We start from the raw sequence: 23,711 nt of genomic DNA, 5'->3' as shown, positions 1-23,711 counted from the left end.
TAACATCAACAAACTACCCGACGTAGGAAATTAATGCGGGGTGGGTCAATGGCTTAGAGGTTTTTGGCTTGGCTGCGATGGCTCTGCTGGAGAGATTGCCGATTGACCTATACCCGCGTCAGTAATGGAGCGTGAATGTGGAGGTCAGTTCTGAGCCGCAGACATCCTTGGGCTCGGAGGAGCAGTCTCTACAAAGGCACAGCTTGGCGCCAATAAGAAAACATGCTCACCCAGTTCTACCCATGTTCCGTCTTGAGCGTAATTGACCCCGATGAGAAAGTCTTTGATTTTTTCCCGCAAAGCCGCATCACAAGAACAGAGATTAATGATCTGCTGTTCACCGCGCTTGAACCCATCTGCCGCAGAAATCGCATCCGCAAAAGTGACTACTTGACGACGGACGGTGATGTGGTATCTCGGCAGTGGAACCAAACGCATATTCAGCGATGATTTGGGGTTTTGTACGTCTTCGCTCGGCTCGTCGTCATCCTCTGTATGACGGAAACGGTCGAGCAGTCGCGTGAAAAAGCCAGGCTTAGGAGCCTCGTAATACTCTTCCATGAGTACCCTCCATCCTTTTATTTTCAGATTTTAGTTTATGATTGCTTTCCAAATAGAGCCGTCCCAATCCTTACGTGAGTAGCTCCTTCCTGGATTGCCACTTCGTAAGTATCTGACATTCCCATGCTTAGGCAATTCACCCCAGGGAGTTCCAAACCCTCCAGAAGTTCTCGCATGAGTTTGAAGAAAGGACGAATCCCTTCGGCAGAAAGATTCGCTGGTCCCATTGTCATGAGCCCTTTTAGGCGAATCCCAGATAGAGAATACAGCCTTTTTGCGAAAAATGCAACCTCTTTTGGAAAAATCCCCCCTTTTTGTGGCTCTTCTGCGATATTCACTTCGATAAAAACCCCCACCTCTCGGCCGGCTTCGAACGCCCCCCGCGCAACTAACCGTGCTATATCTAACCTATCTATGGTGTGAATCATGGAAAAAGAACTTCCGATTTTTTTCGCTTTATTCGATTGAATGCGTCCTATAAAATGCCAGGCGATATCGGGTGGGGCATTCTCTCGCTTTCGCATCGCCTCTTGATAGTAGTTTTCACCGAAGTCTCGGATTCCAGCATCGTAAGCGATTTGAATTTCTTGCACGGTTCTTCCTTTCGTTGCTGCAATGAGGGTTATTTCGTCAGCGTTTCGCCCGCAAGAACTGCAAATTTTTTCGATACGTTCTTTTATTTTGCGAACATTTTCCGCTATCATCGTTTGCTGATTTTTCACGATTCGGCAACTGGTGGAATCGCTCTTGTTGCGAAAGGAGCCAAACGCCCGGTTTCCATAAAGAACACTCTTTCTGCAATGTTCACGGAATGATCTCCTACTCGTTCCAAATGATGAATTGCGAGCAGTAACCAACTCGCTTCGATGACTTTCTCGGGCTGCTTTTGCATAATTTCATGAAGTTGTTCTCGATATTCTCGATAAAGTGCATCCATTTCGTCATCGGAGCGAACGACTAAATCCACCGTATCTAAATCCCTTTTTACAAAAGCCTCGACACTTTCTAAAAGCATCTTTCTCGCAAGGCTAGCGATTCGATACAAATCGATGACATTCGGATTTCCATTGAGTTTTCGCAATTCGATAGCGATTTTTGCTAAATCCACTGCTAAGTCTCCGATCCTTTCGATGTCGGTGGTTAATTTCATACAAGCCCCTACGATGCGCAAATCTTTAGCAGCGGGATGTTGCAATGCGATGATCCTGAGACAATGTTGTTCGATATCTACATCGCGCCTGTCAATTTCATCGTCTTCACGGATGACTTTACGCGCCAATTCGATGTCTAATTTCGCCAAACATTCTGTCCCTTGCGCTAAAGCGCGTTCAGCCAAAGACGCCATGTCAATGACATCCTGCTGTAAGGAGCGCAAATCCTCTCGAAATGCTTGGCGCTGCGGCATAATCTATCGAAATATTACCACGGAAAAATGATAAGTTTGTTTAACGAGTGTTAAGCACGAAGTACGCGGAATAACCCGCTATCGGGTCATGGATTAAAGCATCCAATTCCTTTTTGCCTTGCTCCGATTTTGAAATCGCACGAGCGATATATATTCGTGTTTTTTCATGAAGAGACGCAGCACGAATCAGGCGAAGCAATTCGAGCAAAGTGCTTTCGCTGATCTTCTTTCTTTCAGAAAGTGCTTTTGCAGCAAATAAATCGTTTTTCGCTGCCTTGTTCAATAAAAGTGCCTCTGCTAATTTGCTTTCGTTTTTGGCTAAGGCTTTCGCGATGCGAGAAGGGGATGTTTTCGATTTCAAAACATAGGCAATCCCCTTATCACTCAATCGTGCTAAAGATTCTGCAGTTGCGTCGAAAACCTCTTCATCGTAATCGGCCAAAAATCGAGATACCTCTTGCCATTCTTCCAATTGTGCCAATGCCCTTATGCACGATGCCCGCAATGTAGAGGGAAGGAAAACGTTTCGGGATTTTTCCAAAAAGATTTCTTTCATTTCCATTGAGGGGAAAGCCGACATTGCCATTATCAAACGATTTTTCTGCAAACGGTCCTTCGTACGATTGTAAAGTTGCAATAAGCGTTCGCTAATCTCCCGATTTTCCTTTTCTCGCTTTGGTGTGTTTTGTTTGCTGATTCTCGAAAGCACAGCGGATGCCTCGATGGCGATTGAAAAGTCTTCCGACATAAGGAGTTTTGAAAGTGAAGGATAAGATTTCGCCCCGAAGCGCAAAAATATTTCTTCGGCAGCAGTTCGTAATTCTGGTTTTATAAACCCTTGCTCTGCAATCCGCATTCCCGTCTCGCCAGCGCGAAAGGATGCCTCGATAATGCCAGCCTTTTGCGTAGTGTTTCCGATATTTAAGCGTTCTAAAAAAACCTTCGGAAAACGTTTTGCGCTTTCTGAAAGTGACGTTGTAAGTTCCGACCTTACTCTCGGTTCGGGGTCTTCGAGAAGTTTGATGATGAGTTCGGAGGAACGAGAATCTTCCCATGAAGCGAGTTTATGCGCGATCTTAATTCTTTCATCAACCGGAAGTTCGAGAAATATACGAGGGCTATCCGCCCGTCCATAAAGGATTCCGAATGCAGATGAATAAACTTTCGGGTCATCGCTACGGAGATTCTGCAAAAGTGAAGTGTTCGAAATCCAACTGTAAATAGCGGAACCGACCACCAATAGAGAAAGTAAAGAAAATACAATCCAGCGGATGCTGCGGCGCGTCACAAAGAATTATCCGAATCGAGCGTTTAGAATATTGACAAGCAAACAGAGTCCCATAAAAGCAATGCCTAAATACAGCGTGATTCTGGACATGTAGTCATCGAATCCTGGCTTTCCCTTGAAAGTCGTGCGAATCGAACCAGCAGCGCCGGACATGGCATCGGACTTAGCTCCGAACACCGTGGTGATGATAATGAACAAGAAAGCCACGATAAACAGAATCACGAGCAAGGCGTGGCTAATGAACATAGGTAAACTCATTTTACTCTAATCCCGAACCCCGCAACTCGGATATAATTCTGTTAGGGAACAACGTGACGAGCGAAGAATGGGTTATTGAACTATCCGCAGGGGTCATACGCCTGAAAGAAGACCTTTGGAAAAGAGGCTTTTATCGCCGCCAGGCTTGGCGCCCGAATATGGATGTTTACGAAACCGAAAACGGCTTAGAAATCCATGTGGAATTAGCCGGTGTCCTCCCTTCGAACATCCAGATTTTCCTTGATGGGAACTCCTTGGTGATTCGTGGTGTTCGCTTGCCCAGACATCCCAAACCTTGTATACGTTGTCACCAGCTCGAATTGCAATATGGAGAGTTCGAAGGAGTTGTCGTTTTACCAGTGGGGAATATCCAAAGAGAAAACATAAAAGCCCACTTAGAAAACGGAATTCTTATCATATACGTACCGAGGAAAAGAGAATACTTTTCCCTTTATCCTGAAACTCTTTCCGAAAAATGACCTATTGAACATAGATGCCTAATATAGATTTACTCGTCAAAGACGCTGAAGAGGAAGAGCAAAAACGGCCGGAAATCCCGGAAGAACTCAATATACTTCCTCTTCGCGATTCTGTTATTTATCCGATGCTTATCGCCCCACTGTCTGTGGGTAGACCTGCAAGTGTTCGCCTTATCGATGAAACCGTAAGCGCAAACAATAGAATCATAGGTGTCGTTGCGCAAAAAGATCCAGCAATAGATACTCCTGGTTTCGATGATGTTTATTCTTATGGATGCGCAGTAATTATAAGAACATTAGCGAAGACTCCCGATTCGACGCGTCTCATCGTTCAAGGAATCGTACGTTACAGGATTACGAGCGCGATTCATGAAGAACCCTATCTCCGGGCGAAAGTGGAAATCATCGAAGAACCTCCGATCCCAGAAAATCAGCAGGAAGAAATCGAAGCACTCAGGAGAACGATTGTCCAACTTTTCGATAAAGCGGTTTCATTAGCACCCCAATTGCCTGATGAACTGAAAACGTTAACTCAGGCTGTTACGGAACCCGGTGTTTTAGCCGATCTCGTTTGCGCGCACATGCCTTTCGCGCTCGAAGATAAGCAGCACGTTCTCGAAACGATTGACATTCGAGACAGGATGCGACTCGTCGTCGAACTTCTTGGCAGGGAAGTACGCATTTTGGAACTCACTTCTAAAGTGCAAAGCGAGGTAACGAGCGAACTTACGAAATCACAGCGCGAATATTACTTGCGAGAACAACTCAAAGCGATTCAACGAGAACTCGGAGATACCGATGAACGAGAGCAAGATTTGCTCGAACTTCGGCAGAGAATAGAAGAAGCCGGTATGCCGGAAGAAGCGCTCAAAGAGGTCAATCGGGAATACGAAAGATTACGCAGGATGTCCCCTGGCGCTCCGGAATACACCGTTGCGAGAACCTACATAGAATGGATGGTGTCTCTTCCTTGGTCTATACAGACCGAAGACAATTTAGAATTAGACCGTGTAAAAAAGATTCTCGACCAAGACCATTACGGTTTAGAAAAAATTAAAGAGCGAATTATCGAATATTTGGCGGTTAGGAAATTCAAAAAGGAAGGAGTCGTTCGCCAACCTATTCTTTGTTTCGTAGGACCTCCTGGCACGGGCAAAACTTCTTTAGGAAAGTCTATCGCCAGAGCGATGGGAAGAAACTTCGTGCGTTTAGCATTGGGGGGGGTACGCGATGAAGCGGAAATTCGTGGACATCGCCGCACCTATGTGGGCGCAATGCCCGGGCAGATTATTCAAGCTATTCGACGCGCAGGAAGCAACAATCCCGTTTTCATGCTCGACGAGGTTGACAAACTCGGCGTGGATTTTCGCGGTGACCCGAGTTCTGCTTTATTGGAGGTCTTAGATCCAGAACAGAACCATAGTTTTCGAGACCATTACATAGATGCTCCCTTCGATTTGAGTAAGGTCTTCTTCATCACGACCGCGAACGTTTTAGACCCGATCCCCCCCGCTTTGAGAGACCGCATGGAAGTTATCGAACTGAGCGGCTACACGGAAGAAGAGAAAGTGGAAATTGCACGGAGACATTTAATTATCAAACAACTTTCCGAACATGGTCTCGATAATAAACTCATGAAATGGCCTAAATCCTCGATACATTACTTGATTCGTTTCTACACGAGAGAGGCGGGAGTACGCAACTTGGAGCGAGAAATCGCTGCGATTTGCAGAAAGGCTACGAGAATGTTCGCGGAGGGAAGAAAAGAGCCGATAACCGTTACTCAAAAATTCATCGAGCAATGCCTCGGCGCGCCTCGCTATTTGCGTGATGAAATTAGCGAAAGAGAACTTCGCCCAGGTGTAGCAGTAGGATTGGTCTGGACTCCTGTCGGGGGGGATATCGTCTTCATCGAAAGTGCGGCTATGCCCGGAAAAGGGGAATTGACCCTCACCGGACAACTCGGCGACGTTATGAAAGAATCCGCTCGAACTGCGCTGAGCTACCTAAGAACGAACGCTCCGAAATGGGATATCAACCCGGAACAATTTCTGAAATCGGATATTCACATTCACGTTCCTGCTGGCGCTATTCCGAAAGACGGTCCGAGTGCCGGCATTGCACTTTTAACATCGCTTGCGAGTTTATTTATGAATCGCCCCGTGAAATCGCGTTTTGCGATGACGGGAGAACTCACGCTCACAGGGCAAGTGCTTCCGGTGGGAGGAATAAAAGAAAAGGTGCTTGCAGCCAATCGCGCAGGAATTACAGAGATTGCTTTACCCGAGCGTAACGAAAAAGACGCTCGCGAAGAAGTTCCCGAAAACGTTCGAAAGAAATTGCTAATCCATTATGTAAGTAATGCGGAACAAGTGTTGCGTTACGCTTTTCCGAAACAAAATGCAAAGAAAAAATAAGCCTGTAGCATCATGAGCACAGTCATGGCAAGCGGGGCAATGCTTTACCCTGATAGGGTTGAAATATTAGGAATAGGAGTAGACCCCGTTACGATGCGTGAGGCATTGAATCGCATCGAAAAGTTTATCGAAAAACGAATCCCGCGAATTGTGATCACGGCAGATGCAAGTGGAATCGTTTTGGCGCAAAAAGACCCTCGATGGCGAGACATCCTCCTTAAAGCAGACCTCGTGACTCCCGATAGTTACGGAATTATTTGGGCTTCCCGAAAACTCGGTTCGCCTTTAGCAGAAAGAGTTGCTGGGGTGGATTTGGTTGTGGAGTTGTGCGCGCTGAGCGAAAGCAAGGGATATCGTCTTTTCTTTCTTGGCGCTGCCCCCGGAATTGCAGACAAAGCAGCAGAAAAAATGAGAAAACGATTCCCTGGAATTCACATCGTCGGCACGCATCACGGATATTTCTCCGAAGCAGAAGAACTTTCGATAGTAGAAAAGATACGCATCGCTCGACCTGATGTTCTTTTCGTAGCGATGGGCATACCTCGGCAAGAGAAATTCATCGTCAAGCATCTTTACGAAATGGCAGTTCCTGTAAGTATCGGCGTCGGTGGTTCTTTCGATGTTTTGAGTGGTGTCATAAAGCGTGCGCCTTACCCGGTGCAAAAAATGCATTTGGAATGGCTTTGGCGATTGATGATGAACCCCAGAAAATGGAGAAAGGTGCTGACGCTCCCACGTTTCGCATGGAGCGTGCTGACTTCACGAAAAGAACATTAACGTTCTAAATGATAAAGACCATAACTCGCCCCCCCAGCGACTAACTTCCATTCGCTTCCCAGTACATCTTCCGGAAAAGGACTGGATATCACTTCTGCTTTCTCTCCTAAAGGAAAAATGACGTAAGTCGCTTTTGTTTTCTCTAAGATTCTATTTGCCGATTCCATCGTCGCACCCTGCGAATAAAGCATGTTTACGAGTTCTGTCCTTTTTTCGAGATAATTCGGAGTTTCGCTCCAATGCCCTGCATAGGTTCGTATTCCCGTTAATCCCGTTGCAATAGGATTCAAATCGGGCAAAAGCAATTCCCATTCGTCTTCGGCTACCTGGCGTGAATAACCTGGAATGCTCAAAAGAACGTCGTTTGCTTTTCTATTTTTTTCCAAAGTCTCGATGATTTCCGTAAGTTCCGAATCCAGATAAATGGGATGCACTGTTGTAATGCTGATGTTGTCCCTTGCCATCTCTATTTCTCGCTGAATCCATCGTAAGTTTGTTGCGCCGAGCAAGACAATGGCTGCGAGCGTGCATAAACGCCGAAAATCGAAACGATGAATTTTTTCTAACCCTTGAGAAACTAAAAGTCCAGCGAGCATAGCAAAGGGAATGCTCAAGCCCATCGCCAACTTACGTTGGAAAAGACCCGGATAGTATAGAAGAACGATTCCTAAAAGCGACCAAACTAAGAGCAATGCCTGTGCCGGATTCGTAATGCGAAATGACGCACCATACAGAGCGAATGCTAAGGCGAGAAGAATCCAAACTCCTATCCATCGAGCATCTAAGCTCGCCCCCCATGTTTTATGAAGGATTTGCAACGCAAAGAGAAGCGCTACATATACGAACAAAGAAAGAATAAGACTCGAAGGGGTTAGCGGGGAAGTGCGTTTGGTGCAAAAAACTGCTCCAAGCCATGCCAGCGGGATCAGAAGCCCTATACCGAGCAGGACTAACGGTATAGGGGGGGAAAACGTCGGAGTTTCGGCGCGTGCAGCGAATACAGGATCGTTTGCACGTAGATATACGAACCATAAAACAGGGGGAACTGCAGCGAGCGCAATCACAAATGCGCGAATGAGCCAATCTTTAGAAAAAGTTTTCGCTGAAATCGTAGAAAGCAATAGCCCGAAACCTACGATGGCGATGTTCAATGTGTCGTAAGTGTGAATATTCGTAAGAACGAACGCTGCCAATGCACCCGGCAACACGGGCTTCCAAGAATCTTTCGCACCTAAAATCGAATTCCATACAACGAACATCAACCATAAGGAAACAGGAAAAAGTGTGTTCGTCATCAGACTCGGAAAAGTGAATGCTTCCGGCTGCCAAACGTCAATGGGACTTTCTTGACCGTATCTTTTCCAAAATAGCCAACCTAAACCAGCACCGAAAACGGCGAATACAACGAGCACTTTTTGAGCAAGAGGACTTCCGGTAACTCGTTTAGTAAAGGAAAACAACTGGAGAAGGAACAAAACCGTAAAAACAATCCTTCCGATGTGCATTGCGGCTGGAATCCATATCCATCGCGCGAGTTGGCCTATGACGAAAAAATAAAGATTGACGTTTTTTCCGAGTTGAGGATCCGTCGTAAAAAGGTTCTCGAAGAAAAATTTGCCTTCGGATGCTTGTTTCGTCCAAGCGGCATAAACCATTTGGTCGTCCAGGTTCATGTGCAAACCGAGATAGGTTTCTCCTTCTATCGTTTTCCATGCCCCGTATAGATAGGGAACGCAACTTACAAAAACCACGAACAATACGAATCCCCAAAACCATAATGGGTATTTATCTTGCCAACGAGCGCTCTTTGCGAATGGACCGTCTCCGGATAGTTCCTTCGGTGTTTCTGTAGATTCGTGAATAGGTGATTTCATGATTCTGCAGATTTCATGATTTGGGTTCTGGAGGTTTTCGTCCCATCTGGCGATAGATGCTTAGAATCATATCCCGATTGGCTTTTGCTTCGCGATGAGAAGGATCTATTTTCAAAGCCTCTTCGTAAAGCCGAAGAGCCTTAGGATATTTTTCTTTTGGAAGTCCAGGGCCATACATCACTTTATTCGCATAGGCGACGGTTGCCTCGACGTATTTTTTCTGTTTTTCTTTATCATTCGGTGAAGCGTTCCATTCTTTCTTCGCCGATTCATAACTTTTTTCGAGAACTGCAATATTTTCCTCATTGGGTGCTGCCTCTTTCGCTAAGACATTATTATCTTGCGAAGAAGAAGTATTCACGTCTTTATCGCTCGCACAGCCGAATAGACCGAGCAAGAGTAAAGTCAAGAAAGGAAAGGTTTTCATATCAACGAATTATGCCCAATCAAGCAGGGTGAAGATTCCCATAGAAAACCCCAACGCCTCGAATTATCATTCCTGGCTCGATGTTCGTTCGTCCTTGCATGCACACTGGAATTACGATTCCGGGGAGATTGATTCGGCAAAGTGTAACGATGCTCTTCGTAATGAAGTTCGAATGCTCGTTTACCGCTAGTGCGACCCCCTGAAACTCGACACAGTTTCCGGATTCGGGTGCGCGAATCCACATGTCATCTATATCCGTTTCTACCTTTTCGAATGTTTCTGCAAAACCCTTGATTTCGCCGAAAACGACTTTTCCGACTACTAAGTCGGGGTCGATAGTTTCCGTAGGCGTCCAAAACCAGATCGGAGTAATGGGCTTGCCATCAATGCAGGTAAATGCAGACACGAAGGTTTCAATGCCGTGATTTTCGAATTTGTACGGTAAACAGGTCTGAGGTGTTTCCCCGAGAGAGATATCTATATGCTTCGGTTGTCCATTCGTTCCAAGAGAAATTGTAAGCATGCATTCTTCGAATGGTTTATAAACTATTTTCGATGGGTCTGTGCGAATTGCACTTTCTATTACTGTGTTGAGTACAGACAACAGCGCTTCCTCGTCTGATGTATCCTGAAACCCGATGGCGTTTAAACGGAAGGGCATCCAGGTTTATATTACATCCACAAAAGAAAATATGCAAAACTATTATATGGCTCACGATAAGCATCAAACCGTACTGGTGGTAGATTTCGGGGGCCAATATACACAACTTATTGCGCGTAAAGTCCGCGAACAAAAGGTATTCACGGAAATCGTCCCCTGGAATTCTCCTGACCTCGAATCGAAATGGTCTGCTGCAGATGCGGTGATTTTGAGCGGGGGTCCGAAAAGCGTAACAGAACCCGATGCACCGACCCTGCCTGAGCATTTGCTTCGACTCGGAAAACCCATTCTGGGGATTTGCTATGGACATCAACTCCTCGGGAAACTCCTCGGTGGGGAAGTGGTTCGTGCTGAAAAAAGAGAGTACGGCAAGCATGTTCTTTGTCTCACGCATCCTTCAGCGCTAATCGAGGAAGAGGGAATGGTTTGGATGAGTCACGGAGACACGGTGATAAAGCCCCCTCCTGGCTTCGTAGTCACAGCAAAAACGGAAACCTGTCCCGTAGCCGTGATGGAGAACGTTGAGCAGAAGATATTCGGGGTTCAATTTCACCCGGAAGTTTCTCACACTACTTTTGGAAATCAAGTGCTCTCGAGCTTCTTATTCGAGCAGGCAAAACTCGCAGGAGATTGGACTCCAAAAAACTTCATCGAGGAAACCATCGAAGACATACGGCGAACGGTGGGGAAGAGCAAAGTGCTTTGTGCTGTATCTGGTGGCGTGGATTCGGCAGTTACGGCGGCACTTGTAGCGCGTGCTGTTCATAAACAACTCATTTGTGTTTTTGTTGACCACGGTCTGTTGCGTAAAAATGAAGCCAGCGAAGTCGTCGAAACCTTTAGAGAGTACATCGACGCGGAACTTATAACCATAGATGCATCCGATTCGTTTTTCAAGGCATTAAAAGGCATTAAAGACCCCGAAGAGAAAAGAAAAATCGTAGGAGAGCAATTTATAAAGGTTTTCGAGGCGCATGCTCAAAAGTGGGAAGATTGCGAGTTTTTGGCGCAAGGCACACTTTATCCGGATGTTATCGAAAGTGGGTCACCGACAGCGGCGAGAATAAAGACGCATCATAACGTAGGTGGGTTGCCCTCTTGGATGCGCATGAAACTAATCGAGCCACTGCGCTGGCTTTTCAAAGACGAAGTGCGAAGGGTAGGAAAAGAGTTGGGGTTGCCGGAAAAAATTATCGACAGAGAACCCTTCCCAGGTCCAGGATTAGCCGTGCGCATTTTAGGAGAAGTCACACCTGAAAAAGTGAAAATAGTGCAAGAAGCAGATTGGATATTCCGAGAAGAACTTAAGCGCGCTGGAATTTCACCTCGCGTTTGGCAATCCTTCGCAGGCCTTCTCGATGTAAAAAGCGTAGGAGTAATGGGTGATGAGCGCACATATCAGCACCCAATCGTTTTGCGCGCGGTGGAAAGCGAAGATGCAATGACGGCGCGGGCTGTTGATATTCCGTTTCCTTTGTTGGAACACATTGCCACTCGGATCGTAAACGAAGTTCAAGGCGTGAATAGGGTCTTATACGACCTTACAAGCAAACCTCCTGCGACGATAGAATGGGAGTAATGTTCTCCTCCAAGCAAGAATTTTCGTTGACACAAATCCTTTCGAAAGAGGAAATTCATCAGCGAGTTGAGGAACTTGCAGGGGAAATCGAATCGTTTTATAAAGAAGACAAACCCCTTCTTGTAGGTGTTCTAAAAGGCTCTTTCGTTTTTCTATCCGATTTACTTCGCTGTCTTCCGTCGGATTATATGCTGGATTTTATGGCTGTAAGCAGTTATTCAGGAGACAGTTCATCAGGTGCGGTAGAAATTCGTTTGGACCTTCGCGAAGACATTTTTCAGCGCAACGTTCTGCTGGTGGAAGATGTCGTGGATACCGGACTCACTTTGTCGTATATTTATCGCACCCTTCTCGCAAGGTCGCCTTTTAGTCTTCGAGTTGTAACGTTGTTGTTAAAAGTGGATTCTTATCGAGCAGATGTCCCGATAGATTTTGTAGGATTTAAAATACCGAGTCGTTTCGTCGTCGGGTATGGAATGGATATAGATGAGAAGTTCCGAGGGCTCCCATATATAGCGTCTATAGAGCCGTCAATAAAAGCACCAAAAGAATAGAAACCCACAGAAACGCACTATAAAACATGAAAAATTCTAGAACTTATGCTATAATAGAAACTGTCTCATATTTAGAACAGGGCTTGACAAGGGTTAGCCCCGTGATATACTTGAGTAGTCCCCCAAAGAAGGCAGACTCTTTCAAATCATTTCCGCACCATTAGAGGTTTTTATGCATTTTCGTAAACCAGGAACAGTTGCAGACTCATCCGAAAAAACTAATAGTTCTCGTCGCCGCAAGCGCACTCGACGCCAGGAGACTTTTCGAGAGCCGACTCTCTCGCAAGCCGATCTCGAGCTTCTTCCTGAAAAAGATTACGCTTACTACGATGCCTTAGAGGATAAAGAACTCCTCGCGGAGGCTCGCAAATACAACATCCCCGTAAATGGCATGGCGCGTTCTGAGATAGTCGAAGCCCTAATGAAAGAGGCGAATAAAGAAAAAGGTGCTGAATATCGGACGGGGGTTCTTGAGATCATGCCCGATGGTTGGGGGTTCCTTCGCCAAAAAAATTACTCCCCTAGTCCAGAGGATGTCTACGTCAGCCAGTCTCAAATCAGGCGCTTCATGCTTCGTATGGGTGACGTCATATTCGGACAAGTGCGCCCCCCGAAGGAAGGGGAAAAATACTACGGGCTTTTACGAGTCGAATCTATAAACGGTTATGCGATTGATTCCGAAGTAATTCGAACACGGCCTGACTTCGACAAACTGACCCCGATCTTTCCTGACAAAAGAATCCGTTTGGAAACGGACCCGAATAACATTGCAGCGCGTATCATCGATTTGATTTGTCCCATTGGTAAGGGGCAAAGGGGTCTAATCGTTTCTCCGCCTAAAGCAGGGAAGACGACTCTTCTAAAAACGATAGCGAAAAGCGTTGAGATCAATCACCCCGAAATTTATATCATGGTGCTTCTCGTGGACGAACGCCCTGAGGAAGTCACAGACATGCGAAGATGGGTGAAAGGTCAAGTAATCAGCAGCACCTTCGATGAACCTCCTGAGAATCACATGCGTGTGTCTGAACTCTGCCTTCAACAGGCTCGAAGGTTGGTTGAAGTGAAAAAGGATGTAATTGTTCTTCTCGATAGCATCACGCGTATGTCGCGAGCGAGCAACCTCACTGTAACTCCGAGTGGTCGTACATTGAGTGGAGGTTTAGACCCTGCTGCTATGTATCGCCCACGAAGATTTTTCGGTTCGGCGCGAAATATCGAAGAAGGCGGTAGTCTGACCATCATTGCAACGGCGCTTATTGACACGGGAAGTAAGATGGATGACGCCATCTTCGAGGAATTCAAAGGTACAGGCAATATGGAACTCGTTTTGGACAGAGATTTAGCAGAACGTCGAATTTGGCCAGCGATCGATGTCAAACGCAGTTCTACACGTGCTGAAGAAAAACTGTTCAATCCGGAAGAACTGGAAAGCATTTATCAGTTGCATAGGCTTTTGGCGAATCAACAAGATAATGTAGAGGCTACGGAATCGCTAATTAAACTTCTCAAACGCACATCTTCGAACTCAGAATTCCTGAGTAGCATCGTACAAAAGATGCGTGGAATGTGATACCGTAGTAAAAGCAGCACAGATTATCGTAAAATAAAGAGAAAGAGGCAGAACTATGCCCGAAGAAGAATTCGAAAAAGACGATTTCGAATATTTAGAAGAACCACCTCCATTCTTCCCGAAAGAACTCAATAGAGGCGGCGGTAGCGGCACGCCTATACGTGTTCATGTGGAAGGTGTCTATGGCACGGAAGAGGCGGGAATGATGCATCGGTTCGTTCAACTGATGGACAGTTCGAACCGAATTCTCCCGATTTCTATAGGACCTTTCGAAGCGATGGCAATTCAGTTAGCGCTCGAAGGCAGAACCGTCGCTCGCCCATTGACTCATGACCTTATGAAGCACATCCTCGACCGGTTGGACGGAGGCCTCGAAAGGGTTGTGATAGACGATTTGTGGAACTCAACCTACTACGCGAAACTTTATATCCAAAAAAACGGGGAAGAAATCGAGATAGACTGCCGCCCCAGCGACGCCATCGCTCTTGCCCTCCGCACGGGTACTCCGATTTACGTGCTGGATTCGATTTTAGAATCCTTCAATCAGGAAGAGGAATAAGAGATTGGAAAGAGGTGCAGGAAAAGTCCCTCTCCGCAAAATAGTAAAAACCCCCCTAAAACCAGTAAAATAGAAAAGCAATATGCCTACTAACAACACAACAAAAATTCTCGTATGCGATGACGAAAGAAGCATCGTAAGGCTTATTCAGGTCAACCTGGAAAGACAGGGTTGGCAGGTCATACCCGCCTACGATGGGAAAGAAGGACTCGAAAAAATCCAGTCCGAGAAACCCGACATTGTCGTCCTTGACGTGATGATGCCGTACATGGACGGTTTCGAGGTGCTCAAAGTCCTTAGACGCGATCCAGAACTTCAAAACATCCCTGTCATCATGCTTACCGCTAAAGCCCAAGACAAGGACGTCTTCGAGGGATACCACTTCGGTGCTGACGTTTATCTCACGAAGCCCTTCAACCCGATGGAATTGGTTACCTTTATCAAGCGAATCCTAAGCGCACCGAAGGAAGAAGGTCAAAAACGGTATGAAATCTGAATTAGAAAAGTCTGCCGATTACCCTGTCTATCCGGCTAAGAACGGCGCTGACGGGGAAGAGTCTTCACACGGAAAAGATGAAGAATTTTATGAACATCGCCGATATTCTTCACCAATGGAAAAATCCGGAACGAATTGGAAGATGGTCTTCGCCCTCACCGCTGCCGTTTTAGGCTTCGGTGCTGCTGCGGCTTACTACCTTCGAGTGCTTCAAAGAAAAAAGCAGGATTTGGACCTTCGTATCGAAGACGCAGTCGAATTTTGCCGTGTAAAGACGCAAGAGCTCGATAACCTTCTTCACCAGACAACGGCTCTTTAGGGAAGAGATTCCTTTATCCTTCTCCTAACGCCCCACCCCCTTAACTGTGTGCACTGAACACGAAGTTATAGTGTCTGATAATCAGTATTATGTTGAGTTATGAATATGAAAGAGTCTTTGAATTTGGTTCTATTTAAGTACCGAGAAAAGTCCCCCATGGTAAACGAGAAAACCACGAGTTGTTACTTCAAGAACTGATTACGCACGACCAAGCGAGAAATTAAAACGGAGTTCCAGAGTTTGTCTCTTCACGAAACCACTTAATGATTTGAAGCGTGGTTTGACCTGGTGTACCGCAACCGATTTTCCTACTGTCCACTCGCACTAACGGAATCACTTCTGCAGCGGTGCCGGTAAGGAAAACTTCGTCTGCTTCGAAAAGGTCGTAAATCGTTAGAAACTCCTCTCGCACCTCAATGCCTTCTCGCTTTGCGATATCCATAACGGTTTTTCGTGTTATTCCACCTAAGATTCCGCTGTTGATATGCGGTGTCCGCAAAATTCCGTTTTGCACGATAAAGAGATTATCTCCTGTTGCTTCCGCAAGATAGCCTTGCGTGTTCAGCATCAAGCCCTCGCCAGCACCCTGACGGTTCGCTTCGAGTTTCGCATAGATGTTCGCAACGTACCTTCCAATCGTTTTTAATCTTGGTTCTAAGCAATCAGGTGGAATAACACGAGTCGCACATACGACTGCGGTGAGTCCCGTTTCATAAGCCTCAGGGGGGTAAAGGGACAATTTCGAAATCATGATCATCACGTTTACGCGGCGGTTGATGTTTTTAGGATCGAGACCGAGACCGGTGCCTCGCGTTACGTTGAGTCTGATATATCCGTTATTCTGCCCTGCTTTTTTGCAAACATCGAGCACCGTTTGCTTCAGTTCCTCTTTTCCCATCTCCATTTCGAAATCCAGATAACGAATTCCGAAGAAAAGCCTGTCCAAGTGCTCGTCTAATTTGAAGACTTTGCGATTGTAGATTCGTATTCCCTCGAAAAGCCCATCTCCATAAAGATAAGCATGGTCTCTTGCCGATACGACCGCTTCATCGAGGTTTTGGATTTCACCGTTGAGCCATACGAGTTCGGGCATACTAAAATCTTACCTTTACTTCCCGAGGTAGATAAATCCTAGATGGAAATTCCCTTCGATAGCCTTTGTTTAGCGAAAATCGCAGCGGAAATGCAACCTGCGGTCGGAGGGATCCTTCGCCGGATATTTCCGTTCGGCAAAAATGGCTTCGTGTTCAGGATAGTTCGCGAAGGGTATGACGCACATCTTATCTTTACTTGTCATCCTCGCTTATTCCGGTGCCACGTGCTTTCTTGTCGTCCAAAGACAGAAGAGAGCGCTTCATCTTTCTTCCCTTCTTTTCGCCAGCGCATAGAAGGAGGCAAAATCCTATCGATTCGCCAACATGGCTTCGACCGTATTTTGATTATCGAGATCGGAAAAGCGAGTGGTGTTTGGAGTGTCATCTGCGAATTTTTTGGTACTCATTCCAACATTCTTTTAGTCTCTCCGGAAGGCAAAATTGCAGAATTGTTTCGCAAAACAAGAAAAAGAACACGTGGGGGGGCATTCGTTCTCGCTCCACCTATAAAGAGCGACATAGAAGAAGCATTTCGCACCGGAAAAGGTTTGTCGCCCTTTTTGCTTCGTGAAATAGAACTATCTGGAAAAGACGAGGTGCTGCGCAAATTCCGAGAAGGTCCTCCGGTTCTCATCCAAGGACGAGGTGCATATCCGTTCGCCCCTGTTCAACTCGAAAAGGAAAAAGCGATTCCGATGTCTTCTTTGAGTTTGGCACTCGAAAATTTTGCTCGGAGTGAAGAACCCAAGATTCGTTACGAGGAAAGAGTTCGGACGTTAAAATCTCAGCTCGAGAAAGCATTGAAAAAACGGTGCGAGGCACTAAAAGAAATCGAAGCAGAATTGGAGTCCTCTTCGAAATTCGAAGATTGGCAACGGCAAGGAGAAATCCTTCTCGCTCATTCGCATCGTATCCCCCCCGGTGTTGAAAGTGTTACGCTGGAAGATTTCGAAGGCAATCCTATAGAAATTTCTTTGGACCCGAAAGTGTCTCCAATAGAAAACGCCGAAAACTTATTCAAAAAAGCGAAGAAAGCCAAAAAGAATCGCCAATCCATTTTGCGCCTTCGTGAAATAAAACAATCGGAGCTTTCGAAGATTTCGAAACTTCTTTCGGAACTCGAAAACTTACAAATGACAGGAGACACCAAGATTTTGGATTCCATAGAAAACACTGCGAAAACGAACGGTTGGCTTCGTGAACCCACGCCAGCGAAAAGGGCTGAAGAAAAGCCATTCGAGGGACACAAAATTCGCAAAATTGAAGCACCTGGGGGGTTCGTCGTGCTGTGGGGTGAAAATGCCGAGGCGAATGATTACTTGACGACTCGAGTGGCGAAACCGAACGATTATTGGCTTCATGTTAGGGGTCATTCTGGTGCGCATGTGGTTCTCCAGACGGGTAATCATCCAGAACGTGTGCAAAAAGACGCATTGCACTTTGCTGCACGAATCGCAGCAAAAACCAGCGTGCAAAAACATTCTCGACATGTTCCCGTGGATTACACGCTTGCGAAATACGTGCGGAAACCTCGCGGTAGTTCTGCTGGAGAAGTAACCTATCAAAACGAAAAAACTCTATTCATACAAAATCTCGATAATTCATGAAGAAAAGAAGCTCGGGTTTGGATATTTTGCTGTTCCTTTTTTCGATTACTTTATTCCTTAGCGCGGGTTTGATTTTTCTCGTTCAGCCTATGGTCGCTAAAATGATTTTGCCGCTTTTCGGAGGTTCACCAGCGGTTTGGACGGCATCTATCTTGTTTTTTCAATGCGCTTTGCTTTTCGGTTACGCGTATGCACATTGGGCACCGAAGGTTTTGGGAACACGTTTGCAGACGTTAGTTCATATAGTATTGCTTGCTGTCGTAATCGTCTTATTTCTTCCCTTCTCTTTTCAAAGGGGCTCTTATTCTGGTGAGGGTAAAGAAGTCTTGTATTTACTTTCGTTGTTGACGATAAATGTCGGTCCTTCTTTCTTTCTCGCTGCGGCGAGCGCTCCGCTATTACAGAAATGGTTCGCGCGAACATCCCATCCCGAAGCAGGCGACCCCTATTTCCTATATGTCGCAAGTAACTTAGGAAGCATGCTTGCGCTTCTGAGTTATCCCATTCTTTTAGAGCCCGTCACCACACTTACGCAACAAAATCTAATATGGGCAAACGGTTACAAAGTTTTGGCTCTTTTTATTTTCTTATGCGCTTTGGTTGTATTTAGACGACAAAGAAATGAAAACCATGAGACGCCCCCTCTTTTTTCCGACGAAAGTGCTGAAGGCGTTAACCCCACTTCCCTTCCCCACACGAATGCTGATGGAAAATACCAAATCTTCAGATGGCTCGCTTTGAGTTTCGTACCGTCTAGCATGCTTTTGGGAGTTACCTCGTATCTCACGACGAATATTACGCCTATGCCTTTGCTATGGGTCATTCCCCTTGCACTTTATTTGTTCACTTTTATTCTTGCATTTTCGAGACGGTTCCGCATTTCTACAACGAAATTGGGAAGGTGGTATGCACTTCTCATCGCTCCGCTCTCCATGGTGATCATCTTCGAGGCGGCAGAACCTATGTGGCTTTTGCTCGCACTCCATTTATTGGTGTTTTTCTTGGCTGCGTTGATGTGCCATTCGGAATTGGCACGCTCGAGGCCTCGAACGCAGTATCTTACTTCGTTTTATTTGTGGATTGCTCTCGGAGGTGCTTTAGGGGGGGCATTCAATGCGATTGTCGCTCCCTATATTTTCAAAACCCTTGCAGAATATCCGCTTGCGCTGGTATTAGCGTGTTTCTTACGCCCTTCCAATGGGGAAAAGGCGAGTTACACCATTACAGATGCTCTATATCCTTTGCTGGTGGGTTCTTTAGCCATTCTCGCTGCTGTTATCGCCGGTGCTTTGAGGCTCGATTATGGAACTGCGCGGACACTATTCACATTGGGAATTCCTGTTCTATTATGCTTTTTTGCGATAGACAGAATTCCGCGTTTCGCTCTTTCCCTAGGGTCGTTGTTCCTGGCAGCTTCGATTCTCGCAATAGGAGCGGGGGGGCGCGTCCTTTACAGCGATAGGAGCTTTTTCGGCGTTCATAGAGTTTTGAGCAGCAACGCAGGAAGATTTCACACTCTCGTTCATGGAAACACCGTGCACGGAAGACAATCTATGTTGCCCGATGAACGATACAAGCCACTCACTTACTATCACCCTACGGGACCGATCGGACAGGTGTTTTTGGAATTCAGCGGGCCGAAGCAAAAAAAGAACATCGCATTGGTGGGATTGGGAACTGGCTCTTTAGCCGCTTATGCAAATCCAGGCCAGAACGTTACTTTCTTCGAAATAGACGAAGAGGTCGTGAGAATCGCGGAGAACCCGAAATTGTTCACCTATCTGCAAGATTGCAAAGCGAAATACAAGATCGTTTTAGGAGACGCACGAATTACACTGATGAAAGAGCCCCCACATCGTTTCGGAATCATCGTTCTCGATGCTTTCAACTCCGACTCTATCCCCGTGCATTTAATTACGAAAGAGGCGGTAGAAATGTATCTCACGAAATTGGAAGAGGGGGGGATTTTGGCTTTTCACATTTCGAATCGTTATCTCGAGTTGAGTCCTGTTCTCGCGGGTATTGCGGATTCACTCGGACTGGTTTGCAGACTGCGTATAGACAGTTTTCTTACCGACGAGGAACAGATAGAAGGCAAACTTGCCTCCCGCTGGGTGCTTTTGGCGAGAAAGGAAAGCGATTTGGGCTCTCTCGCGATAAAACCAGAATGGGAACGAGTTCTTCCCGATAGAGGTGCTCGAGTTTGGACAGACGATTATTCCCATATCTTGAGCGTTTTCAAAAAACTCCCCAAGTTTCTGTAAATGCCATAATTAACAACGACAAAGTTGACAAAAGACAGGCGATTCTTAGATGCTCTTCACGAACGTGTGCTCATCTGTGACGGCGCGATGGGCACGCAGATTCAAGCGTGCGAACTCAGCGCACAAGATTTCTCAGGCTTCGAAGGATGCAACGAAATTCTCAATGTGACGAAACCGGATGTCATTCAAAACATTCATAAAAATTATCTCGAAGCAGGCGCAGACATCATAGAAACGAACACGTTCGGAGCACTGCCCTGGGTTTTAGAGGAATACGGTATTGGTCATCGCCTAGAAGAAATCACCCAAGCCGCTGCAGAAAATGCGCGTAAGGTAGCCGATTCATTCGGCGCATTCGTTTTCGGTGCGATAGGTCCTGGCACGAAGTTAGTAACGCTCAACCAAATCTCCTTCGACGAAATGGAAGATGGCTATTTCCGTGCTTTTCGTTCCTTACTCGCAGGGGGGGTCGATGCACTTCTTATCGAAACTTGTCAAGATCTCCTACAAACGAAGGCGGCAGTCGTCGGTGCTTTGCGCGCGATGAAACAAACCGGAATCCATGCCCCCCTCTTTGTGCAAGTTACTATCGAACAAAACGGAACGATGCTTCTCGGCACGGAAATTGGCGCTGCCATCAATTTCCTCGAAGCCTTTCCAGAAGTTACAGGCATAGGCATAAATTGCGCTACAGGACCCGAACATATGCAGCCTCATGTGCGCTTTCTTTCTCAGTTTTGCACACGTTTCATTTCCGTGCAGCCCAATGCCGGGTTGCCGATAGTCGAAAACAATCGTAGCGTATATCCCTTGTCTCCCGAAGAATTGTCGGAGTATCACCGCCGTTTCGTCGCTGAGTTAGGAGTCGACATCGTGGGGGGGTGTTGCGGGACGACACCTGAACATATTCGAGCCGTCGCGAAGGAAGTAAAAATTTTAACAAAAGCGAAACGAAAACCGCAGAAACTAGTAGGTTGTTCTTCCCTCTATCAATTCCAACCCTATGATCAATCTCCGAGTTTTCTCATCGTAGGCGAGAGAACGAATGCGAATGGAAGCAAAGCCTTTCGTGAAGCCCTTGCGCAAGAAAACTTCGACGAACTCGTCTCTATTGCTCGCGAACAAGAGAACGAAGGTGCACATGTGCTCGACGTGTGTGTTGCGTATGTCGGAAGGGACGAAGTGGAAGATATGCGAAGGCTATTGCAACGATACACAACGCAAGTCACTATTCCTTTGATGATTGATACGACAGAATTCCCTGTTGCAGAAACGGCATGCAAACTCATTCCCGGTAAAGCGATTATCAATTCGATACATTTCGAAGACGGCGGAAAAAGACTTAACGAAACCCTCTCTCTTTGTCGTAAATACGGCACTGCTGTCGTCGGGCTTACGATAGACGAAGAGGGTATGGCGAAGACTCGCGAGAAAAAAATCGCAGTCGCTGAACGAATCTTACAACAAACGCGCGCGTATGGATTGCAAGACGAAGACGTTTTTATAGATTGTTTGACTTTTACGCTGGGTTCCGGAGACGAAGAATTTCGCAATGCTGGCGTGGAAACCCTCGAAGCGATTCGAGAACTCAAATCCCGTCATCCCCGAGTAAATACGATATTAGGAATCAGCAATATCTCTTTCGGATTGAAACCAGCGGCGCGTCATGTTCTCAATTCTGTATTTCTGCATTATGCTATCGAAGCGGGTCTCACGAGCGCGATTGTCCATGCGGGCAAAATTCTTCCGCAGAATCGCGTCCCTCCAGAAATTTGGGAAAGTGCGAGGAAGTTAGTTTTCAATGAAAGAACTTCGGATTTCGATCCGCTAAGCGACTTTATGTCGCGTTTCGAAACACTGCAGACTTCGTCCCCAATCGGCGAGGAATTAGAATTACTTCCCGTCGAAGAACGCTTGAAAAGACATATTATCGATGGCAATAAAAAGAATCTCGAAAAGAATCTGAAGGAAGCCCTCGAAAAATACGAGCCACTGAAAATTATCAACGAAATCCTCCTCGATGGGATGAAAACGGTGGGCGAATTGTTCGGTGAAGGAAAAATGCAACTTCCCTTCGTACTACAAAGTGCAGAAGTGATGAAGGCTGCCGTAAGTTTTTTAGAACCCTATATGGAGAAGGTGCAAGGAATCGAGAAAGGTTCGATATTGCTCGCAACGGTTGCCGGAGACGTCCATGATATCGGCAAAAACTTAGTCGACATTATTTTGAGCAACAACGGATATAGAGTCGTGAACATCGGCATCAAACAGCCTATCAATAACATTTTATCCGAGGCAGAAACGAATAACGTTCAAGTCATCGGCATGAGCGGACTTCTCGTAAAAAGCACACTGGTGATGAGGGATAACCTTTTGGAGATGAATGCGAGAGGCGTACATCGTTATCCGGTGATTTTAGGGGGGGCTGCACTTACGCGCGCTTATGTGGAACGAGACCTGCGCTCACTCTATAAAGGAGACGTTTATTACGCACAGGACGCTTTCGAAGGTTTGCGCCTCATGGAAACCCTAACACAAAAAGAACACGCTTCGACTTGTGAGAAAACGAAACTGCGGGAAGAGACTCCCTTCGTTCGAGTAACCAGCCATCGCTTGCCGGATACCGACCCCGAACTCTATGAATTCCAAGGTGAAAAAAGCGACATCCGACCCGTTTCCGACCCCCCCGTGCCTCCTTTTACCGGAAGTCGTGTGGTAACGAACATTGACATCTTCGATGTGTTCCCTTTCATCAATGAAGTTGCTCTATTCCGTGGACAATGGAGTTTCCGAAGACCCAAAGAAATGGACAACATCGAATTCCATCGCTATTTGGAAGAACAAGCGAAACCCCACTTCGAACGTCTGAAACGTGAATTCGCTCATGTCTTCGAGCCTAAAGTCGTTTATGGTTATTTCCCTGCTAAATCCTGCGGAAACGAAATTATCATTTACGATGAAAATCTCGCCGAAGAGCGCGCGAGATTTCGATTTCCTCGTCAAAAAACGGAACGACGCCTGTGCATCGCTGATTTCGTCGCTCCGGTGGAGTCGAACGTGATGGACTACGTTGCATTCCATCTCGTTACGGTCGGACCTGAAATTACGAGAATCGAAAAAGAACTTTTCGCAAAAGGTGATTATCGTGAATATTTATTCGTGCACGGACTTGGAGTGGAAACTGCCGAAGCGCTCGCAGAGTATTGGCATAAGCGAATTCGTGAAGAATGGGGGATTGCCGATGAAGACCCGAAGGATATGAAATTGATTTTCAGCGCCAAGTATCGAGGCTGTCGCTACTCTTTCGGCTATCCTGCTTGCCCGAATCTCGAAGACCAAAAACTCCTTTTCGAACTCCTCGAACCAGAGCGAATCGGGGTGGAACTGACAGAAGAATTTATGCTCGTCCCCGAACAGAGCACCAGCGCCATCATCCTCCACCACCCTGAAGCTAAATACTTCAATATCCGCTGATCCCGTAGCCACCGCTCGATGGACGGCTCCTGAGAATGAGAAAAC

At 46.3% G+C, this 23,711-nt stretch carries 21 protein-coding genes; 12 read left to right on the top strand and 9 right to left on the bottom strand.

Translation table 11 applies throughout. From position 1 onward, the window contains the following. Window positions 1–144: 144 nt before the first annotated feature. Genes VNK96_07625 through secG form a run of 5 tightly spaced genes read right to left on the bottom strand, consistent with a single transcriptional unit; the run spans window position 145 to window position 3,500 of the window. Window positions 145–561, bottom strand: coding sequence for a cell division protein SepF (locus VNK96_07625; GenBank protein ID HWP31575.1), 417 nt, complete (start codon window positions 559–561; stop codon window positions 145–147). 35 nt (window positions 562–596) lie between these two features. Next, entirely contained in the window at window positions 597–1,283 is a 687-nt protein-coding gene (locus VNK96_07620) for a YggS family pyridoxal phosphate-dependent enzyme (GenBank protein HWP31574.1), read from the bottom strand. After that, on the bottom strand, window positions 1,280–1,966 hold the full coding sequence (gene phoU / locus VNK96_07615; protein HWP31573.1) for a phosphate signaling complex protein PhoU: 687 nt from the start codon (window positions 1,964–1,966) through the stop codon (window positions 1,280–1,282). Before phoU ends, VNK96_07620 begins: the two co-directional genes overlap by 4 nt. 40 nt (window positions 1,967–2,006) lie before the next feature. Continuing rightward, entirely contained in the window at window positions 2,007–3,254 is a 1,248-nt protein-coding gene (locus VNK96_07610; GenBank protein HWP31572.1) for a hypothetical protein, read from the bottom strand. Between the two features lie 6 nt (window positions 3,255–3,260). Then, window positions 3,261–3,500, bottom strand: a complete 240-nt coding sequence (secG, locus tag VNK96_07605) for a preprotein translocase subunit SecG (GenBank protein HWP31571.1) — start codon at window positions 3,498–3,500, stop codon at window positions 3,261–3,263. A gap of 65 nt (window positions 3,501–3,565) precedes the next feature. On the opposite strand from secG, the gene VNK96_07600 reads away from it, so the two are divergent. The 3 genes from VNK96_07600 to VNK96_07590 are packed head-to-tail and all read left to right on the top strand — an operon-like array spanning window position 3,566 to window position 7,185. Beyond that, complete coding sequence (locus VNK96_07600) at window positions 3,566–3,991, top strand: Hsp20/alpha crystallin family protein (protein ID HWP31570.1); 426 nt, start codon at window positions 3,566–3,568, stop codon at window positions 3,989–3,991. A 14-nt stretch (window positions 3,992–4,005) separates the two neighbouring features. Continuing rightward, window positions 4,006–6,408 carry an endopeptidase La gene (gene lon / locus VNK96_07595; GenBank protein HWP31569.1) on the top strand — a complete coding sequence of 801 codons (2,403 nt, stop codon included), beginning with the start codon at window positions 4,006–4,008 and terminating at the stop codon, window positions 6,406–6,408. 12 nt (window positions 6,409–6,420) lie between these two features. Beyond that, on the top strand, window positions 6,421–7,185 hold the full coding sequence (locus tag VNK96_07590) for a WecB/TagA/CpsF family glycosyltransferase (GenBank protein HWP31568.1): 765 nt from the start codon (window positions 6,421–6,423) through the stop codon (window positions 7,183–7,185). Here the strand turns inward: VNK96_07590 and VNK96_07585 are convergent. Genes VNK96_07585 through VNK96_07575 form a run of 3 tightly spaced genes read right to left on the bottom strand, consistent with a single transcriptional unit; the run spans window position 7,182 to window position 10,147 of the window. Next, a complete protein-coding gene (locus VNK96_07585; GenBank protein HWP31567.1) occupies window positions 7,182–9,059 on the bottom strand; it encodes a hypothetical protein in 1,878 nt (625 codons plus the stop codon). The genes VNK96_07590 and VNK96_07585 overlap by 4 nt on opposite strands. Window positions 9,060–9,072: 13 nt before the next feature. Then, complete coding sequence (locus VNK96_07580; GenBank protein ID HWP31566.1) at window positions 9,073–9,486, bottom strand: hypothetical protein; 414 nt, start codon at window positions 9,484–9,486, stop codon at window positions 9,073–9,075. Between the two features lie 19 nt (window positions 9,487–9,505). Beyond that, window positions 9,506–10,147, bottom strand: coding sequence for a hypothetical protein (locus VNK96_07575; protein HWP31565.1), 642 nt, complete (start codon window positions 10,145–10,147; stop codon window positions 9,506–9,508). Between the two features lie 31 nt (window positions 10,148–10,178). Between VNK96_07575 and guaA the strand changes: the two genes are divergently transcribed. The 6 genes from guaA (at window position 10,179) to VNK96_07545 (ending at window position 15,227) form a co-directional block, all read left to right on the top strand. After that, window positions 10,179–11,726 (top strand): glutamine-hydrolyzing GMP synthase, encoded by a 1,548-nt coding sequence (guaA, locus tag VNK96_07570; GenBank protein HWP31564.1) that lies wholly within the window; start codon window positions 10,179–10,181, stop codon window positions 11,724–11,726. Further along, window positions 11,726–12,280, top strand: coding sequence for a hypoxanthine phosphoribosyltransferase (gene hpt, locus VNK96_07565; GenBank protein HWP31563.1), 555 nt, complete (start codon window positions 11,726–11,728; stop codon window positions 12,278–12,280). Before guaA ends, hpt begins: the two co-directional genes overlap by 1 nt. Window positions 12,281–12,452: 172 nt before the next feature. Further along, complete coding sequence (gene rho / locus VNK96_07560; protein ID HWP31562.1) at window positions 12,453–13,853, top strand: transcription termination factor Rho; 1,401 nt, start codon at window positions 12,453–12,455, stop codon at window positions 13,851–13,853. 55 nt (window positions 13,854–13,908) lie between these two features. Continuing rightward, window positions 13,909–14,412: a bifunctional nuclease family protein gene (locus tag VNK96_07555; protein HWP31561.1), complete on the top strand. Its 504-nt coding sequence runs from the start codon at window positions 13,909–13,911 to the stop codon at window positions 14,410–14,412. 82 nt (window positions 14,413–14,494) lie between these two features. Continuing rightward, window positions 14,495–14,908: a response regulator gene (locus VNK96_07550; GenBank protein HWP31560.1), complete on the top strand. Its 414-nt coding sequence runs from the start codon at window positions 14,495–14,497 to the stop codon at window positions 14,906–14,908. Next, window positions 14,898–15,227 carry a hypothetical protein gene (locus tag VNK96_07545; GenBank protein ID HWP31559.1) on the top strand — a complete coding sequence of 110 codons (330 nt, stop codon included), beginning with the start codon at window positions 14,898–14,900 and terminating at the stop codon, window positions 15,225–15,227. The genes VNK96_07550 and VNK96_07545 overlap by 11 nt, the downstream gene beginning before the upstream one ends. Window positions 15,228–15,447: 220 nt before the next feature. On the opposite strand, the gene ilvE is transcribed toward VNK96_07545, so the two are convergent. Next, on the bottom strand, window positions 15,448–16,320 hold the full coding sequence (gene ilvE, locus VNK96_07540) for a branched-chain-amino-acid transaminase (protein ID HWP31558.1): 873 nt from the start codon (window positions 16,318–16,320) through the stop codon (window positions 15,448–15,450). 42 nt (window positions 16,321–16,362) lie between these two features. On the opposite strand from ilvE, the gene VNK96_07535 reads away from it, so the two are divergent. The 3 genes from VNK96_07535 to metH are packed head-to-tail and all read left to right on the top strand — an operon-like array spanning window position 16,363 to window position 23,666. Then, window positions 16,363–17,928 (top strand): NFACT family protein, encoded by a 1,566-nt coding sequence (locus tag VNK96_07535; GenBank protein ID HWP31557.1) that lies wholly within the window; start codon window positions 16,363–16,365, stop codon window positions 17,926–17,928. Continuing rightward, window positions 17,925–20,192: a fused MFS/spermidine synthase gene (locus tag VNK96_07530; protein ID HWP31556.1), complete on the top strand. Its 2,268-nt coding sequence runs from the start codon at window positions 17,925–17,927 to the stop codon at window positions 20,190–20,192. Before VNK96_07535 ends, VNK96_07530 begins: the two co-directional genes overlap by 4 nt. Before the next feature lie 24 nt (window positions 20,193–20,216). Next, window positions 20,217–23,666: a methionine synthase gene (metH, locus tag VNK96_07525; protein HWP31555.1), complete on the top strand. Its 3,450-nt coding sequence runs from the start codon at window positions 20,217–20,219 to the stop codon at window positions 23,664–23,666. The last annotated feature ends 45 nt before the right edge of the window (window positions 23,667–23,711 follow it).

The sequence above is a fragment of the Fimbriimonadales bacterium genome (assembly GCA_035559795.1).
Taxonomy (GTDB): Bacteria; Armatimonadota; Fimbriimonadia; order Fimbriimonadales; family ATM1; genus DATMAR01.
This window is presented reverse-complemented; position numbering and strand designations above follow the sequence as displayed.